Annotated in this window: 14 protein-coding genes; 6 read left to right on the plus strand and 8 right to left on the minus strand. The window is 36.0% G+C overall.

The features are described 5' to 3' along the window. Positions 1-23 precede the first annotated feature (23 nt). From INR75_RS19455 to INR75_RS19465, 3 genes are all read left to right on the plus strand, one after another. Positions 24-1,787, plus strand: a complete 1,764-nt coding sequence (locus INR75_RS19455; RefSeq protein WP_223090124.1) for a TrkH family potassium uptake protein — start codon at positions 24-26, stop codon at positions 1,785-1,787. A 7-nt stretch (positions 1,788-1,794) separates the two neighbouring features. Beyond that, positions 1,795-2,496 (plus strand): TrkA family potassium uptake protein, encoded by a 702-nt coding sequence (locus tag INR75_RS19460; protein WP_223090125.1) that lies wholly within the window; start codon positions 1,795-1,797, stop codon positions 2,494-2,496. A gap of 870 nt (positions 2,497-3,366) precedes the next feature. After that, positions 3,367-3,963 (plus strand): hypothetical protein, encoded by a 597-nt coding sequence (locus INR75_RS19465; protein WP_255584596.1) that lies wholly within the window; start codon positions 3,367-3,369, stop codon positions 3,961-3,963. 305 nt (positions 3,964-4,268) lie between these two features. Here INR75_RS19465 and INR75_RS19470 read toward each other — a convergent pair whose 3' ends face one another. After that, a complete protein-coding gene (locus tag INR75_RS19470; RefSeq protein WP_223090126.1) occupies positions 4,269-4,604 on the minus strand; it encodes a tRNA-binding protein in 336 nt (111 codons plus the stop codon). A 68-nt stretch (positions 4,605-4,672) separates the two neighbouring features. On the opposite strand from INR75_RS19470, the gene INR75_RS19475 reads away from it, so the two are divergent. Both INR75_RS19475 and INR75_RS19480 read left to right on the plus strand, forming a co-directional pair. Continuing rightward, positions 4,673-5,233 carry a thioredoxin family protein gene (locus INR75_RS19475; protein WP_223090127.1) on the plus strand — a complete coding sequence of 187 codons (561 nt, stop codon included), beginning with the start codon at positions 4,673-4,675 and terminating at the stop codon, positions 5,231-5,233. A gap of 233 nt (positions 5,234-5,466) precedes the next feature. Further along, the gene (locus INR75_RS19480; RefSeq protein ID WP_084840969.1) at positions 5,467-6,108 is read left to right on the plus strand and encodes a peroxiredoxin; all 642 of its coding nucleotides are present in this window, start codon (positions 5,467-5,469) and stop codon (positions 6,106-6,108) included. A 71-nt stretch (positions 6,109-6,179) separates the two neighbouring features. On the opposite strand, the gene INR75_RS19485 is transcribed toward INR75_RS19480, so the two are convergent. The 5 genes from INR75_RS19485 to INR75_RS19505 form a co-directional block, all read right to left on the minus strand. After that, a complete protein-coding gene (locus INR75_RS19485; protein WP_223090128.1) occupies positions 6,180-7,112 on the minus strand; it encodes a peptidylprolyl isomerase in 933 nt (310 codons plus the stop codon). Between the two features lie 42 nt (positions 7,113-7,154). Then, positions 7,155-8,780, minus strand: a complete 1,626-nt coding sequence (locus INR75_RS19490) for an amidohydrolase (RefSeq protein ID WP_223090129.1) — start codon at positions 8,778-8,780, stop codon at positions 7,155-7,157. A gap of 99 nt (positions 8,781-8,879) precedes the next feature. Continuing rightward, complete coding sequence (locus INR75_RS19495) at positions 8,880-10,004, minus strand: hypothetical protein (RefSeq protein ID WP_092543461.1); 1,125 nt, start codon at positions 10,002-10,004, stop codon at positions 8,880-8,882. Between the two features lie 318 nt (positions 10,005-10,322). Next, positions 10,323-12,056: a TonB-dependent receptor gene (locus INR75_RS19500; RefSeq protein ID WP_092543463.1), complete on the minus strand. Its 1,734-nt coding sequence runs from the start codon at positions 12,054-12,056 to the stop codon at positions 10,323-10,325. Positions 12,057-12,100: 44 nt separating this feature from the next. After that, positions 12,101-15,124 (minus strand): tetratricopeptide repeat protein, encoded by a 3,024-nt coding sequence (locus tag INR75_RS19505; protein WP_223090130.1) that lies wholly within the window; start codon positions 15,122-15,124, stop codon positions 12,101-12,103. Between the two features lie 286 nt (positions 15,125-15,410). Here INR75_RS19505 and INR75_RS19510 point away from each other — a divergent pair, with 286 nt between their 5' ends. Next, on the plus strand, positions 15,411-16,094 hold the full coding sequence (locus INR75_RS19510) for a cell division ATP-binding protein FtsE (RefSeq protein ID WP_084840975.1): 684 nt from the start codon (positions 15,411-15,413) through the stop codon (positions 16,092-16,094). A gap of 210 nt (positions 16,095-16,304) precedes the next feature. On the opposite strand, the gene INR75_RS19515 is transcribed toward INR75_RS19510, so the two are convergent. Both INR75_RS19515 and INR75_RS19520 read right to left on the minus strand, forming a co-directional pair. Next, positions 16,305-17,375, minus strand: coding sequence for a transporter (locus INR75_RS19515; RefSeq protein ID WP_255584597.1), 1,071 nt, complete (start codon positions 17,373-17,375; stop codon positions 16,305-16,307). After that, a complete protein-coding gene (locus tag INR75_RS19520) occupies positions 17,353-18,405 on the minus strand; it encodes a cytochrome-c peroxidase (RefSeq protein WP_223090131.1) in 1,053 nt (350 codons plus the stop codon). The genes INR75_RS19515 and INR75_RS19520 overlap by 23 nt, the downstream gene beginning before the upstream one ends. Position 18,406: the final 1 nt, after the last annotated feature.

The raw sequence follows: 18,406 nt of genomic DNA on the forward strand, positions 1-18,406 counted from the left end.
TTTTACTACAACTTCAGTAGTGTATGAGTAAATATACGATTTTAAAGTACCTAAGAAGATTCTCTTTTTGGCTAAGTTTTTTTGCAGTAATTGCAATTATTTTCGATTTAGGTTTTTCTCACGAAAAATTTGTCGAAATTGAAATTAGAACTTTCTATTTTATCACACTTCTCATTGGTATTCCTTCTATCGCTTTACGATATTTTATTGCCAATGAGCGTTTTCCTAAAAAAGTACGAGTCTTCGATACGATCATATTTTCCCTCTTTACACTTTTAGCGGTTGCGCAGATCGATACGATTAGGGAAAGTGTCGCTATTTTCGAGTTCTTTAATAAAATGGGCTGGATCTACCTGGCCATCATCATTTACTTTATACGAGAATTTTCGAGATTCGAATTGAAAATAAATCGCGAAATTCTAAATCCTGCTCAGCTGTTTATCATAAGTTTTCTAATCCTTATTCTTTTAGGAACGCTGTGCCTTATGCTTCCAAAAGCGACTCATGACGGAATATCATTTTTAGATGCCCTATTTACTTCAACAAGTGCTGTGTGTGTAACCGGTCTTATCGTAGTAGACACCGGTAGCTATTTTACGCTTTTTGGGCAAACGATCCTATTGGTTTTGATTCAACTTGGTGGACTTGGGATTATGACCTTTGCCAGTTATTTCAGTTATTTTTTCCGCGGAAGCACTTCCTACGAAAATCAATTAATGATGAAAAATGTCACTGATTCTGAAACTCTAGGTGAAGTTTTTTCAGCATTAAAAAAAATCTTGTTCATCACTTTTGTATTTGAGTTCATAGGCGCTCTTTTAATTTATCTAAGTTTAGATCCAAAATTATTTGAAACCGTAGGGGATCAAATTTTCTTTTCAGTTTTCCATACAATTTCAGGCTTTTGTAATGCAGGATTCTCTACTTTAGAATACAGCATGTATCAACCAGAATATCGCTTTAATTTCCCACTTCATATCATTCTTTCAGTATTATTTATTCTTGGTGGTTTGGGATTTCCTATTGTACTGAACATTTACAAATATTGTAGATATTTCATTAAAAAGAATTTACTAATTTTTAAACGTCCCGACCAACCGGTAAATATGCCTTGGGTTTTAAACCTGAATTCTAGAATTGTTTTAGTAACCACGGCAGTTTTGCTCATTGGGGGAATGCTTTTCTTTATGTTCTTTGAATGGAATAATACGTTACAGGATTACAATTTCTTCGGAAAACTAACTACCTCCTTTTTTGGATCATCTACCCCAAGAACCGCAGGTTTTAATTCGGTCGACATGAGCGCTCTTAACTTTTCGACCATTATGGTCATTATGTTTTTGATGTGGGTTGGTGCTTCTCCAGGATCTACAGGTGGCGGTATTAAAACTAGTACCATTGCAATTGCTACACTCAATTTTTTAAGCTTAGCTAAAGGGAAGGACCGTGTAGAAGTTTACAATCGTGAAATCGCAAATAATTCGTTGCGTAGAGCTTTTTCTATCATGAGCTTATCGATGCTATTTGTGGGATTATCAATTTTAATGATCTCTTATTTTGATCCTAACATGCACTTACTGGATGTCGCTTTCGAATGTATTTCGGCTTACAGTACCGTTGGATTAAGTTTGGGAATTACTCCAGATTTTTCCAGCGCATCTAAGATCGTAATAATTATTACCATGTTTGCTGGAAGAGTAAGTATGCTTACCGTTATGGCCGCCTTTTTAGCAGATGTAAAACATTTGAATTACAAATTCCCTACAGAGGAAGTTTTAATAAACTAATAGCATTATGAAATATATCATTATTGGATTAGGAAACTTTGGTTCTTCGTTGGCACAAAAGCTAACTGCCCTGAATAACGAAGTTATTGGTGTAGATCTTCGCATGGATCGCATCGAAGCCATTAAAGATAAAATTACGCATGCCATTAATCTTGATGCGACAGAATCTGCCGCAGTGTCTAATCTACCCCTAAGAGATACAGATGTTGTCGTGGTTGCCATTGGTGAAAACCAGGGAGCCAATGTAATGACAACGGCATTAATGAAAAAACTGAATGTAAAGCGCTTAATTAGCCGTGCGCAACAGGGCTTACAGGAAATGGTTTTGGAAGCAATGGGCGTAGATGAGATTATTCATCCTGAAGAAGAAACTGCCGAGCGTTGGGCGAAAAAACTGAATATGCGAGGCGTGGTAGATAGTTTTGAGCTTAATGAAGATTACAGCATTGTTGAAGTTCAGGTGCCCGAGGAATACCACGATCGAACATTGCAAGAAATACGCTTTAGGGAAGATTATGACCTGATCATTTTAACAACCATGAAGGTTACCGAAGGTAAAAACGATCTGGGCTGCGCTAAAAAGATCACGAATATAAAAGGTGTAGCTTCGGCAGATACCAAGCTTTATAAAGGCGATATCATGGTGATCTACGGAAATAAAAAAGACATAAGAAAGCTGCTTGAAGATCAGGAAAAGAATGATCGATGATTGATAGTTGTTAGGCCGCGGAAAGAAGCAGATATGAAAAAAAATTATCTTCCTGTTTTAAATTACAAATTTTACAGTTTTAGGACGAAATCCAGACTTAAAAACCATTGATGAACTAATTGATAAAAACACGCTCACCAATGGTAGCGATAATTTATGAAACTGGTGAAATTTTAATCGTTATTACAAAAAAGCGTATCTTAAGCTCTATACACAACACTATTATTGATTATATTAGTAACTGTTTCAAAGCTATATGAAGAATATATATTTTTACTATTTCGCAACTATCGCTCCCTTAGCGCTATTAATTTATCTGGTTCGACTAGAGTTCATAAATTCTGTCATTTTTAGTATTCTAATAGTATCGTATAGTTTGATATACCGCACTTACGTTGATGGCAAAAGGCTTGTGGATAAAACTATTATAACTAAAGCTGAAATATGGAGTTTGGCATTGCCAGGCAGGAAAATACAATATTTTAAAGCTCTATATTTATCAAAATAATCTTCTTAATGAATGCCAGCAGTAAGTTTTTAAAAAGTGAACCTCTAATTCTAAAGCTATTGTACTTCGTTGGTTTTCTATGCTTGACAGTTAAAATAACCTCTGCCTTGATCAATAAATATGTTGAGATCAGCAGTCATATTTCGTTAATTGGAAACTTAATAATTCTAGCATTATTCGCAAGGCTTGTATATAAAAGAAAACACTTATCATGAACTGAGATATTAAACAAAAATTGAAAGTTTTATCTTTGATTACTCTACAATGCTTTATGATTTTTGGACTATTCCAGATAAGTATATTGTACATTATTATAACGAGGAAAATAAGCTCGCTATAATTAATATCTGCTTACCAAAGTAATGAAGATTATTTTCCATTTTATAATATTTATCTTTCTTACAATTCTAACACAGGTTGGGGGAATTATCTATTTAGCTTCAATTACACTAATAAGAAGAAATAAGAGAATACTTCAACTATTTGTGTTTCCTATTCTTTACGCTCTTTCAACATTTCTAATAATTCCAACTATTGCTCCACACTTCGGTAGAGAAAAAATAAAAGAATCTCAGAATGTCGAATTACATTCGGTTTTCTATAAAATAGCGAATAGAAATTACGTTCGTCCAGAGTTAAATGGCATTATAAAGAATATCGGCAATTCAATTTCTAGAAAACATCCAGGTCTAAAATTAACTATTCTAGATGCAAATTTCCCATTCAAAGATGGATTCCCATTGTTACCACATTTAAGTCATAACGATGGAAAAAAATTAGATATTTCATTAATGTATAAAACCAAAGAAGGGGTATTAACCAATGAGAAACCTTCAAATAGTGGATATGGTTTTTCTGAAAATCCGCTAAAAAATGAAATTAATCAAACTACTATATGTAAAAATAATGGAGCTTGGCAATATGATTCCCCAAATACCTTACGCTTGGAAAAAATTTAGATTTAGAGTTTTCAGCAAACGCTACTAAAGACTTAATACAATCGATTTTAGAGAATAATGAAATCCAGAGCGAAAAAATGAGATTTCATGGATGTAGAGCGGTTAGACATGATGACCATCTACATCTACAAATTCAATAAGATAGAAAGAGATAATCCTTAAGAATGCTGTGCTCAATTTATCTATAAAAGTAATTTGCAATTCCAAGAGTAGATCATTCACCCATTACTTAACAGGTCTTAATCCGTCCCTCCGACAGTTTTATATGATCTACTCCTTTATTTTAGCTCATTTTCCGTAGAAAACTATCCAATTCTTAAACCATTCTCTACATGTAAACCGGGTTCGATAAGCGTAATATCATTGTGGTCGCCAACTGCTCCCATCACCAGGCATTCACTCATAAAATTAGCGATTTGTTTATCTGGGAAATTAACAACCGCAATTACCTGTTTTCCTAACAAGTCTTTTGGTTTATAATTTTTGGTGATTTGCGCTGATGTTTTTTTGAAACCAATATGTTTTCCAAAATCAATTTTCAGCTTGTATGCGGGCTTTCTGGCTTCAGGGAACTCGTTCACCTCGATGATAGTTCCTACCCGCATTTCAACTTTTTCAAAGTCTTTCCAACTTATTTCCATAGCATTTGTATTTCTACGGAAATTTAGATATTCTAGAGTACAAATTTGTAAATTTATAGTAAAAAATTATGGCACGTACACCATCAAATATGTTGGCTTTAGGCACTAAAGCACCAGAGTTTGAATTATACGATACAGTTACCGATAAAACCTTTGATCTTGAAGCTCTAAAAGGACCAAAAGGAATATTAATCATGTTTATTTGCAACCACTGCCCTTTTGTAAAACATGTAAATCCAGAGATCGCTAGATTAGGTGAAGAATACCAGGCAAAAGGTTTCGGGATCGTTGCAATTTCAAGTAACGATGTAGAAAATTATCCTGATGATAGTCCAGAATTAATGAAAGAAACCGCAAAATCTGAAGCTTATACCTTCCCCTATTTGTATGACGAAGATCAAAGCGTAGCAAAAGCTTACGATGCTGCCTGCACACCAGATTTCTTTCTTTTTGATGAAGATTTAGAGCTGGCTTATCGAGGACAATTAGATGATTCTCGCCCGGGAAATGAAAAACCGGTTACCGGGAAAGATCTAAGAGATGCTATGGACGCAATTCTGGCTGGAGAAAAAGTTTCTGAAGATCAAAAACCAAGTATTGGATGTAATATTAAGTGGAAAACCGCATAAATCATCTGAAAAAATAGCCGTATTAAGTTTTTAGCAGATATTTTCAAAGGAGGCGAAACCCCAATCACGGAATAAAAATTAATGCTGAAATTGTATAAAATCGGCTGCTATTTTTTCTGTGAAAAAACAGACTTCAGGTTAAACTTTTCATAAAACATAATTATCCTATCGATTTACTAGGTTAATTAATTCGATTTTCTTTAATTTTGAATTCAAATTAAAAAAGATCAGTTATGAGCAATATAAGATTAGGAGATACCGCACCAAATTTTGATGCTGAAACTACCGAAGGAAAAATAAACTTTTACGACTATCTTGGTGAAAGCTGGGGAGTTTTATTCTCTCACCCATCAGATTATACTCCGGTTTGTACTACAGAGTTAGGAACTGTTGCTAATTACAAACCAGAATTTGATAAGCGTAACACTAAAGTGATTGCTTTAAGTATCGACGATCTTGAATCTCACAAAGGCTGGGTAAAAGATATCGAGGAAACTCAGGAAGTAAAGCTTAATTATCCAATTATTGCTGATGAAGATAAAAATGTTTCTTCTTTATACGGAATGATTCATCCAAATGAAGATAATAAAGCAACCGTAAGATCTGTATTTATTATTAGTCCAGACAAAAAAGTAAAGTTAACGCTAACCTATCCACCAAGTACGGGTAGAAATTTTGAAGAAATTCTTCGTGTTATCGATTCTTTACAATTAACGGCTTATCATAAAGTAGCTACTCCGGCAAACTGGAAACATGGCGAAGAAGTTGTTATTAGTCCAGCTGTTTCTAACGAAGATGCTAAAGATCTTTTCCCAAAAGGATATAATGAAGTTAAGCCTTATTTAAGGTTAACGCCACAACCAAATGTGGACTAATTTGGTAATAAGAATTTGAGATAAAAAAAGCTGCTCGATCGAGCAGCTTTTTTTATGCTTAATTTTTCAGACTATTTTACGTCCATCAATTCTACATCAAAGATCAATGTTGCATTTGGCGGAATTACTCCACCAGCACCGCGCTCACCATATCCAAGATGAGAAGGAATTACAAATCTTGCCTGGTCTCCAACTTTCAGTTTTAGAATACCTTCGTCCCAACCAGCGATAACGTGCCCTACTCCTACTGGAAATTCTAATGGCTGATTTCTTTTATAAGATGAATCGAAAACAGTACCATCAGCTAAGCGTCCTTTGTAATGTACAGAAACTGTTTTTCCTTTTTCTGCCTGCTTACCGTTACCTTCTTGCTCAATCTTATAACGCAAACCACTTTCGGTTTTCTCGAATCCCTGAGCTAATTCCCCTAGCAATTCTTCCTGTTGCTTTTGAGCTGCAGCTTCACGCTCGGCTTTAGCACCATTAAACTGACGAAAAGTTTCAACAGCATTCCAATTTTTTGCTTCTTCACCTTCGCGAATAATTTCTAACTTCTCGATCTTATCTCCCTGTGCAATGCTATCTACGATATCCTGACCTTCAACAACACTTCCAAAAACAGTATGCTTTCCGTCTAACCATGGAGTTTCTACATGCGTAATAAAAAATTGACTCCCGTTAGTTCCAGGACCTGCGTTTGCCATAGATAATTTACCCGGCGCATCGTGCTTTAGCTCTGGATGAATTTCATCATCAAACTTATATCCAGGACCACCAACACCGGTTCCCTGAGGATCACCACCCTGTACCATAAAATCTGGGATTACACGGTGAAATTTTAATCCGTCATAATAAGGTGTTCCCTGTGGTTTTGCTTCGTTTTCTAAATTCCCTTCAGCAAGACCTACAAAATTCCCCACTGTTCCCGGAGCCTTTTCATATTCTAATGCTACTAAAATCTCACCTTTTGTGGTGTGAAACTTAGCGTATATTCCGTTATCCATTTTTTAATTTTTAATTTTAGCAAAGATAATCTTTTCTGTTTCTTAAAACACTTTTTCTCCATTCAGGTAAGTAGCCAAAACTTTTAGATTCGGAATTTCGCTTTCTTCTACTTCCATAATATCATTATCTAACATGATAAAATCTGCAAATTTTCCTTTCTCGATACTTCCTTTTTCATCTTCTTCAAAATTCGCGTAAGCTGCCCAAATGGTCATTCCTTTTAAAGTTTCTTCTCGAGATAAAGCCTCTCCTTTCATAAAGCCTCCTTCAGGATAATCTTCAGTATCTTTTCTTGCTACAGCAGCATAAAAAGTTAAAAAAGTACTCACCTGCTCTACCGGAAAATCGGTTCCCAAAGCAACCAATCCTGCCTGATTTAACAATTTTTTATACGCATAAGCGCCTTCCTGTAAACGTTGTTCACCCAAACGATCTTCAGCCCAATACATATCGCTGGTGGCATGTGTTGGCTGTACAGACGGAATAATATTTTTGCTGAAATATTCAAAATCTCCTTCATCTACAATTTGTGCATGCTCTACTCGCCATCTTCTATCGGCTTCGTTATTCAATAGAGAATCATAGGTTTTAAGCACTACGTAATTCGCCGAATCTCCAATAGCATGAGTATTTAATTGATACTTCGATTTTGCAACTTTAGCCGCTACCTCCTTAAAAGTTTCTACCGGAGAAAGCAAAGCTCCGAAATGACCATGACGATCGCTATATTCTTCTTTTAAAGCCGCACCACGAGATCCCAAAGCACCGTCGCCATAAAACTTCACCGAACGCACATTTAAACGATCTGTTTTATAAGGATCTTTGTCCAGGTAAAAATTCAGATTTTCTTCAGTATTACTAATCATCGCATAGATTCTCATTTTAAAATCATTATATTGTTGTAAACTATCCATAAGTTCGATCACTTTACGATCGATCCCCGCGTCTACCACTGTAGTTAAACCGTACTCAAAGCACATTTTTTGGGCAGTCATTAAAGCTTCAGCCATTTCATCTTCTGTTGGTTTTGGCTGCGAATCAAAAATCAATTGCATAGGATTATCCACTAGAATTCCGGTTAATTCTCCGTTTTTCTGCTCGATATCACCACCTTCAAAGGGAGTTTCTGTAGTAATTTCAGCTTTATCTAAAGCTGCCTGATTTACAAGTAACGCATGACCGTCTATTCGGCTTAAAGCAATTGGTGTATCTGGAAATAATCTATCCAAAGTATCCTTGGTAGGAAACTCTTTATCTTCCCAATCATTTTGATCCCAACCACCACCGGTGATGTAAGATTTATTATTTTTTTGCTGAAATTCAACGATTCTCGCCACTATATCTTCATAGCTTTTTGTTCCTACCAGATTTACCATTTGCTGCTGAAGTCCTAAGCGATAAAAATGGGCATGAGCATCGATAAAACCGGGATAAACCGCTTTTCCTTCAGCATCCATAGTTTCGTTAGCTTCATAAGCTGAAGTAATTTCTGAAGTTGTTCCAACAGCTTCAAATTTACCGTTTTTTACGGCAAAAGCTTCAGCCATAGCAAAACCTTCATCTACGGTATAAATCTTTGCATTGGTTACAATTAGATCTACTTTCTGTTTAGAATCACAGGAAAATAAAATAACCGATACAAATAACATTGTAAAAATCTTACGCATAGTTCACTTTTTAAGATAAGTTGTAAAAATAAAAAATGCACCTTAGCAAAGGTGCATTTGATTGAAATTATATATTTTCTGAAGAAATTCTATAGAAAATTACCCGATAAAACTTGCAAAGATAGCATCACGAATACTTTTATTTGCAGCAGCAGCTAAGGCTACAGAAATAATTAATCCTAAAAATGCGTAAGCAAAATCTCTGGCGATTAATTTGAAAGCTTTCTTTCGATGTTTTTTACCCTTTTTCTTACGAGCAAGACTTATAGCGATCTCACGACCTCCAATTACCCCAAGAAAAACCCAGGTGGTACTCATTGGTACGGTGCTGATAAACAATTTGTAGATCAATAATAACACATAGGTTAAATCTACTAAAGTTGCTGCTCGTATATCTGAAATTCTAGATTTTTCACTTACTACTTCCTGGATACGATCACCACGTAAATAGAATAATAATCCTAAGCCTAAAAAGATGGTTGTCGCAAAAATTATAAACTGAAATAAGCTTTGATGTCGTGGTAAGAATACTGCGATATTTGCGCCGTCCTGCATTACCCAAACTGCCCAAAGCGATCCACTAACGATCCATTGCACAGCCATCCAACCGGTATGTGCTTTTCTACTTTTAAAGAATTTTCGAATCGCATTATAGGATAAATACCACACCGCGAACGACAATACAAAAGCCATCACATAACCCGATAAACTTTTACCAATTACCGAGGTTATTCCAGAGGTATCTGCACTAAAAACACTAAGAATAAGGAATGTTGTAGAAACCGGCATTCGCATTCTGGTAAGAATCAATAATACCAGTGGTGCAATGATCTGGAAAAAGCTAAATTTCTCTGGATGTGGATAATCTGATGTCCCATCTGGATTTAAAAGCCGTTGATAGGTTACATCTCCATCGTAATGAAAGAAACTCCACGCGACAGTCACCAAAAAAATAGAACCAACAAAAAGCCATAAGATCCACCACTTTTTAGCTTTATTACTTTCAATAAAAGTACCTAAAGACTGGATACTATCATTGGCTACGGTTGCGTAAGCGGCAAAAAAGAAACCAACCCACATTGCAGCTCTTCCATAACCTGTAGAAATACCGGCAACGATAATCCCAACCATAATGATTCCCAGGAAGGTTCTTTCTTTTACAAGAAAATCCAGGATGTTTAAATAAGGACGATCCCGGTTAATACGTTTAAATTTTTTAGCCATTAAAACCTGTTACGTTATTGACGATTTTGGATGCAAATTAACATACTAAACTTGTTAATTTTAATGATCCAATGTTTTGTTATTGTTATCAAATTAGTTCGGCAAAACTAAGAAGTTTTTAAATTGAATATAAAAAATAGATAGGATTTTTATGGATTAATAAAGTAAAATACCTGGGAGCAAGCCCTCGAGTTATGAATAGGTAAATCTTTATTAATTTCGAAGCGAGCCTTGGGAGAATTGAACCCTCAATAAGGGAGTAAAACAAAAAAGGCGACCTGTTTGCCAGATCGCCTTTTGTAATTGATATATCACTTATTAATTATAATCGAACTTATAAGTTACTCCTCCTAAAACCTGAATTCCCTGCACCTGGAAGTCACTCCATTGCTGATAATCGTTATTTAAAAGGTTACTTCCTTTTACAAATGCAGAAAGCTGATCGTTAAAGCGGTATCCTACATGCGCATTAGCATCAAAATAACTATCTAAAGTTGTTGGTTCTAGCTCGATACCACCATCTGAAGGGCGATAATCCATAATTGCCATCGCTTCTCTTTCCCCCACTAAAAACAGGTTAGCACCAGCATACCATTTTTCAGTGATTTGATAGTCTGCAGTTAGCTCGGCATTAAAGTTTGGTAAATTCCATGCTTCCTGCTGCACATCAGTATCATAATCAAAATATTCACCTGTAATTCCTAATCTAAAGTTATCACTTACGTCTACACTAAGATTCGCGAAAAAAGACAATGTTTTTAAATTATCGTAAACCACTCCAAAAGAGTTTCCGTAGGCGTAACCTTCCATAATTGTTGGTTGATACGCGTTTCTAAGGAAAAGTGGTTTCATATCTTCAGCATTATAACCTCCTCTAAAGTTATAAGAAACTGTGTTGGTTAGTTTCCCTTTTGCTCCTAAGTAAAAATTATACAAATTGTCTGTTGGCGCTACCATAGCAGTTGGCGAAACGTACGGATTTTGTTGTACAAAACCATAGTAAGAATTTTGCTGAAGTCCACCCTCTAAACCTGCATAAGGTGTAAAATAATCCCCTGCTAACTTATAACTTGCCGTAACTTTTGGATATAGATAGAAATTGCTTTCGCTATTTTCTGTATCTAAACCATAGAAAAATGCAGCACCTATATTAAGCGTTAAATTGTTTCTTAGAATCAACAAACTAGGATTTACACCAACATTTAAAAATGTATATTTATTTTCTACATTTTCAGCATACATTCTATCCATAGAACCATTTACAAAATTCGCTTGAACATCTGTAGTAATTAGCTCGTCTGCGATATTAAACTCTAAGGTACTGTTTAGATCTACTTTTTGCTCTGAAGTTCCAAAAGCATCACCGGTTTGTCTAATTTCAAGATCTGCAGTTTTAAAGAACGAATCATAAAGTTCGATATTTCCTCCTCCAAAAACCGAATAGTAGTTTTGCTGAGAATCTATAGAAAGTATTTCAGCATCTGTCATTGGTACATTTTCCGAAACTCCATACCAGTTATATAACTGATGTTGCACTCCAAGCTCGGTATTCCAAGAATAATCACGGTCTTTACTTCCGTAGTTAAGATTCAATGATGTATCATAGAATTTATTGTCTAACAATACTCCGTCTATACCTCCCTGGGAAGAATTATGTAGCAAATACACTCCGAAGTTCTGATCGCGGTTTACTTCGATATTGCTATAAAATTCGGCCAGAACATTTGTGTAATTTCCTAATCCTAAACTTGCATAATTATCGTAAGCTTTTGGTGGTCTTACACGTTCTACTCTTGTTGCTCTACCTTTTACCGGAGTAAAGGTTGAAGCTACTGGAACCGAGAAAATATTATACTTCACCGCCTTTTTTGTAGTGCTTACAGAATCTGCTTTTCCCGGCACTGCTTTTATTTTAGAAGCCTCTCTAACCGATGGCGAATAGGGTTTTACCACCGTTACCGTTTCACTGTCTATTGGATCTTGCGCAAAAGCAAAGCCACTTACTAAAAACAGACATAAAAACAAGCTCCTTTTTATTGAAACAAATTTCATATATGATCTCTTAAATTGTTGTTAGGTTGAATTCCTTTTAAGGATTAATTATTTCCGGTTTGTACTGAAGAATTTGTTTTTGCTTCTTCAGCTTTAATTCTGGAAAGTTCCTGTTGCGCTTCCTGAACCACTTCTGGATATTTACTGAAATTTTTGATCACGTTATCCAAAACATAGGTTGCCTGGTACGCATCCCCAAGTTCATAAAAGTTTTTAGCCATTAAGACCAATCCTTTTGCTCCCCATTTTTTATATCCTGAAAAATCTTTCGCCAAGATTTGTACTGCCGCATTTGAAGCTTCGTAGTTATTGCTTTTATTTTTAAAATAAGCATCATAATACAATGCCTCTGCCGCTAATTCTCCGGTTGCAGTTTTCTGAACTTCAGCATAAGCTGCTTTTGCTTTGGCTTCATTTCCAGATTTGATCGCAGATCTTGCTACGATCAATTGTGCATCGGTCCTGGCTTGTTTATCAGCTTCAGGGTTTGCCAACACCTTATCTGCATAAGCTGCAGCCTGTCCCGGCTGATTCATCTCGTCATAAGACTTCATTAGGTTAGATTGTGCATAAATCGTATTCTGTGCATCGCCGGCTACCTGCTCTAAACGCTGTAACAATGGTACCGCTTCCTGATATTGTGAATTTTCAAGATAAATTTCAGAAAGTCTAGCTAAAGATTGTTCGGTAAACTCGTTATTTGGTTTATCGATCACATATTTATAATTAGGGATCGATGCTTCCTGATTTCCTTCACGATACTGTAATTGTGCTAAGTAGAAATTAGCATTGATCGCATGGATTCCGTTAGGGAAACTTTTCAAATATTTCTGAAAATTCGATTTTGCCTGTGCGGTATTGTTCGCTAAATATTGATTTTCGGCTGCTTCGTAAGTTGTATTATCTAAATCGGCATCACTAACTTCAACAAAGTCGATATTTTTAACCCAGCTCGCATATTCATCTGTTCTACCAAGATCTACGTAAACATTTCTTGCTGTAGAAACTGCTTCCATTGCTTCAGGTGTATTAGGATAATCGCTTACTACTTTTCTAAATTTAGAAAGGGCTTTTTCTCCTTGGTTTCCGTTGTAATAAATTAATCCCTGTCTCAGCATCGCTTTAGGAACCAAAGCACTTCCCGGCACTTCTCTAATTAAACGATCGTATGTAGAAATTGCCTGCGAGGTATTATTGGTCGCTACATAAGTATTTCCTAGTTCGTAAAGCGCATCATCACGAAAAGCCGATCTTGGATATTTATTATTGAACCCTGAAAGATCTTCGATCTTACGTTCGTTACGATCTACAAAACCATAGCTTATAGCTTTTTGAAAAGCTGCATAATCTGCATTACCAACACCGTTTGCAATGGCCGAATTATAGGATTCCATTGCTGGCCAGTACTGACTGTTCACAAAGTAACTATCTCCTAATCTTAAATAAGCATCGTTTCTTTTGGCCGACGCATTTTGGCTATTTTCAGCGTATCTTTTAAAATATTCGATCGCACGGTCATATTCATTTTTCTTAAAATATGCGTAACCAATATTGTAATCCAGATCTGCTTTTTCATCGGTTCCGGCAGCAGCGGTCATCCCGCCAAATTCCTTATAACCAATAATTGCATCATCAATTCTATTTACATTGAATTCACTTTCTGCTTTCCAATAAGTTGCTTTTGCCGTAATTTTTGGATCACGAGGTTCTTTTAAAGCTTTATCAAAATTCTTGATCGCTTCATAATAGTCACCTTCTTCATAAAGTTGTATTCCGTAGAAATAAGCAACCTTTTGATATGCTACTTTATCTGCAAAATTTCTATTGCTTTCTAAAAGCTGCATCGCTTCTTCAAAATTCCCCGAAGTAATAAAAGAGTTGATCAATAATTCTTCAGCTTCAGCTTTATTAGCCGAATTTGGATAAGTTTCTAAAAACGTAATTAAAACCTTCGAAGGACTCTCGTAGCTATTACCAATTTCATAACCAAGTTTAGCGTAATTAAGCATCGCATCTTCTTTGATCTTCGCATCAAAATCCATTTCACTGGCATTTTTAAATGCGTTTAATGCCTGCTGCTTTTGTCCAGATTCTAAATACGATTGGGCCAAATGATAATAAGCATTTTGAGCGATCGCATTTTTACCGTCGATTATTTTATTGAATTCTGAAATTGCGTTTACATAATCACCCTGCTGATAGTAAGCATATCCTAACTGGTAATAATCGGTGTTATTCCATTTTCTTCTTACGCCCTGATATTCTTTTAAATAAGGAATTGCCTGGTCGTATTGTTTTAAATTGAAATAACTCTCACCAATGATCTTATTTAATTGTGATTTTTCCATCACATTAGATTTTGGCAGCTGCTCTTTTCCAAGCTGAATCGCTTTTTCAAAATTTCCAAGCTTAAAGTTCATATCGGCCTGGTAATACGATAGATCCTGACCGTAACGCTCGTCTCCTTTTACTTCATCAAAATACTGGTTCGCCTGGTCGTAATCGTTAGATTCGTACGCCATATATCCAATATAATATTTTGCCTGCGCACCATATTGTTCAGAATCCATTACACGGTTAAAGTAATTTTTCGCCTGCCCCATATCGTTGGTCTGAAAATAAACGTATCCCTTATTGAAGTAATACTTTTCCAACTCGGCACGGCTCATACTTTTTTCATTTACCATATCGTACCACTTACGCGCCTGTGGATATTTACCTGTATTAAAATAATAGGTCGCTACATCGTGGTAGGCAGAATTTGTTTTGGTACTGGTAGGATATCGAGACACAAAACGCTCCATAAGCTCATCTGCTCCTGGCTGGTTTAGTCTCACCGCGGCGTTGGCAACATAATATGCACAATCGCCTTTTATTTTTTCGTCTGTTGCTTCTTCTTTAACATCTGCAAAAAGTTTTTGGGCCGCCAGATATTGCTCGTTATTATACAATTCTAAGGCCTTATTAAATTTTACAAGATCATTGGTATAAATGGCAGACTGTTGGGAAAATCCAATACTTGCCACCAATAGAAAAACAACAATTAGGTAAGGTTTGCCGGTTGTCATTTATAGTTTTTTAGGTTTGGTAATCAAAGATAATTTAATGCTTTAATTCTAAACGCGAATTAAACACTATAATTATGTTAATGTAAAAAAAAGTATATGCCCAGTCTACTAAAACTGTATATTTAGCCTTAGTTTTATAGCTCGAAGTGTTTTATAATTCCTCTAAAAATTAAGCCTGAAATTGTATAATTTCGGCCTCAGTTTTTAGTCTGTTTGTAAGAATATCCAAGTATTGATCTTGGGTGATAAGCTTTAAAAGCTTTTATACTGAAAAGAATTTTGATTTATGGCCAACGTTGTTCTCGAACTTAAAAATGCTGCAATTTACCAGCGTGAAAATCTTATACTTTCTGAAGTTGATGTGACGGTAAATAAAGGAGATTTTGTATACCTGATAGGAAAAACCGGTACCGGTAAAAGTAGTTTTATGAAAACGCTTTACGGCGATCTTCCTTTAACTGAAGGTGAAGGAACCATCGTAGATTTTAATCTTAGAAAATTAAAGGAAAAAGACATTCCTTATTTACGTAGAAAACTGGGCATTGTTTTTCAGGATTTTAAGTTATTAACAGATCGTAATATTAAAGACAATCTCCTTTTTGTACTAAAAGCTACCGGCTGGAAAGACAAAAGCAATATGGATCAAAAGATCGATCTTGTTTTAGAGAAAGTGGGCATGAAAACCAAAGGTTTTAAGTTTCCTTATCAACTTTCTGGTGGGGAGCAACAACGTGTTGCCATTGCTCGTGCGCTTTTAAATGATCCTGAATTGATCCTTGCCGATGAGCCTACCGGAAACCTAGATCCACAAACCTCTGTAGAAGTGATGGAAGTTTTACAGGAAATTAGCCGAAACGGAAACACGATTTTAATGGCCACTCACGATTATGCATTATTACTGAAATATCCTTCTAAAACGCTCAAATGCGACGGACAACGTGTTTTTGAAGTGGTGCAAAAAACGGTTTAAGTTAGAAGTCAGAAAAACTATTTATTCTGAAATAACCTTCTAAATTTCTAAGACGATTTTATATAAAAAAGCTGCTATTGTAAAAAAATAGCAGCTTTTCTTTTTTACTCGATAATCGAGATTAAATGCTCTAAAGCTTGCCTCAATACAAAGACGATTTTCAAAAAAATGCCTCACAAGCTTGCCCGCTAGTTTACTGGAGTCTGTTTTTTACAACACGAAATTCAGGTGAATTCCTAATCGCATTTTGGCTTCAACAACACCGCCATTTAGATCCTGCGATAACGGAAGCATAAGATTGACACCGCCAGATATTTTTCCGTAGGTAGATTCTACGCCTATTCGGCTAAATAAAATATTTCCTTTAGTATCCTGAACGGCCAGACCGTAACTTTCATTTTCTTCAAAAACTTCTCCTGAAATACCTAAAACCGGACTAATAGAAACAGGCGTAAATGTTTTTGCATTCATAGTGTTGAAGGTTCTAAATAAATTTACCCCGTAATTAAACTGGTCGCCAAAATGATACTCCTGCTCGTTTTCAGTTTTAATTGTATAGTTCGCTAAAACTCCCAATCCCCAGTTTTTATGACTTACCGAATAATTTGAGGCAAGCAATACATCCCAACTTCCAGTTCCTACCTGAAAACTCGGGTTTACACTACCTTCATTATTAGCGCGATCGTATTCCCCGGTTGGCAACTTCACTCCTACTCCTACTTCAAGATTATGCTTGAATTTGGTTTGCTGCTCGGGTAAAAATCCGTCTAACTTTGGTGAAATTAACTGGTAAAATCCAAGTATACTAATATCCCCCAAACCATTAATGCGCTGTGAAGTTTCATCTACAAATTGCCGATTATGAAAATGATATGGCACAATTACATTCAGTTTAATTTTCTGACTAACCGGTATTCTGGCCCAGGCCTGCATGGTATTAAAATTCTCATCGATCCAGGGAGAATTATTGTAAATTCCATCTCGCGATCGATACTGTTGCGTGATATATCGAGTCCCTACAAAATTGCCATCGCCAATCGTACCGTAGCCCATGCTACCGCCACTACTTCCGCAGCCGCAAACATCACAATCATCAAAATCGAAAAATTCGGCACTTGTTTTATGATTTTCAACTAAAGCAAAATCTTCAGTAGTGCGTTTAAAATTAAAATTCGCAAAGACATCGGTTGAATCTTTTAAGCTTTCGGCCTTTAAAAAAGTACTGCCAAAAACGCCCAATATCAATAGTATTATGCTTTTAATATTCTGCAAATCGTTCATCGTTTAAAAAAGTTTCGTCGGTTAGGGTATTTAAAAAAGCGATCAAAGCTTCTTTTTCTATTTCGCTTAAATCGATCCCCAACCTATTATTTTGTTTTAAAATAGGATCTAAAGTTTCTGAATCCTGCACACCATTTTGATAGAAATTAAGTACCGACTCCAGACTACCAAAACGGCCATCGTGCATATAAGGTGCTGTGATCGCTACGTTTCGTAAGCTTGGCACTTTAAACTTATAATTATCGGCTACGCTTCCGGTCACCTCTGCTCTGCCTATATCATTTATGCCAGGATAGATGGGCAAACCGTTATTTCTAAAAGCATCATCGGTAAACAGATCGCTGGTATGGCAGGAAGCACATTTTTGCTGAAATAATTCGTAGCCATATTCTTCTGTTTCGGTAAAATCACCGCCCTCTTCATTCCGTACATATTTATCGTATTTCGAATTTGAAGAGATCATCATCACCATAAACTGCGATAAGGCTTTAAAGAAATATTCGTTGTTTACTTCACCATCTTCAAAAGCTTCAGCAAATAATTGTTGATACTCGGCATCTGCTTTTAATTTTGAAATCACATTCGAGACTGTTTCACCCATTTCAACTTCATTGGTAATCGGAATTATAGGAAACAAATCCAGATGCGAAGTCGCACCATCCCAGGCAAATTCTTTCTGAAAAGCCATATTCTGAATAGCCGGAGCATTTCTGGTTCCTTCCAGATCGTCGATACCATGACTAAATTGATGCCCATGATGCGTAAACGCAAAACGCTGCTCGTGGCAAAATCCGCAGGAAATAAATCCATTTGAGGACAACTTACCATCATAAAACAGCTTTTTACCAAGCTCAAAACCCTTTTCAGTGGGTGCGTTTGCACTAAGATCGTACTGAATTGACGGAAAATTTGAAGGAATATTCACATCCAACTCGCGATTGATCGAGATATACTCTCCTTCATCATCACTGCAAGAATTTAATCCAAAAACCAGCAATATCAGCAGTAATTCATTTCTAAATCTACTCATC

Source organism: Zunongwangia sp. SCSIO 43204 (assembly GCF_019904275.1).
GTDB lineage: Bacteria > Bacteroidota > Bacteroidia > Flavobacteriales > Flavobacteriaceae > Zunongwangia > Zunongwangia mangrovi.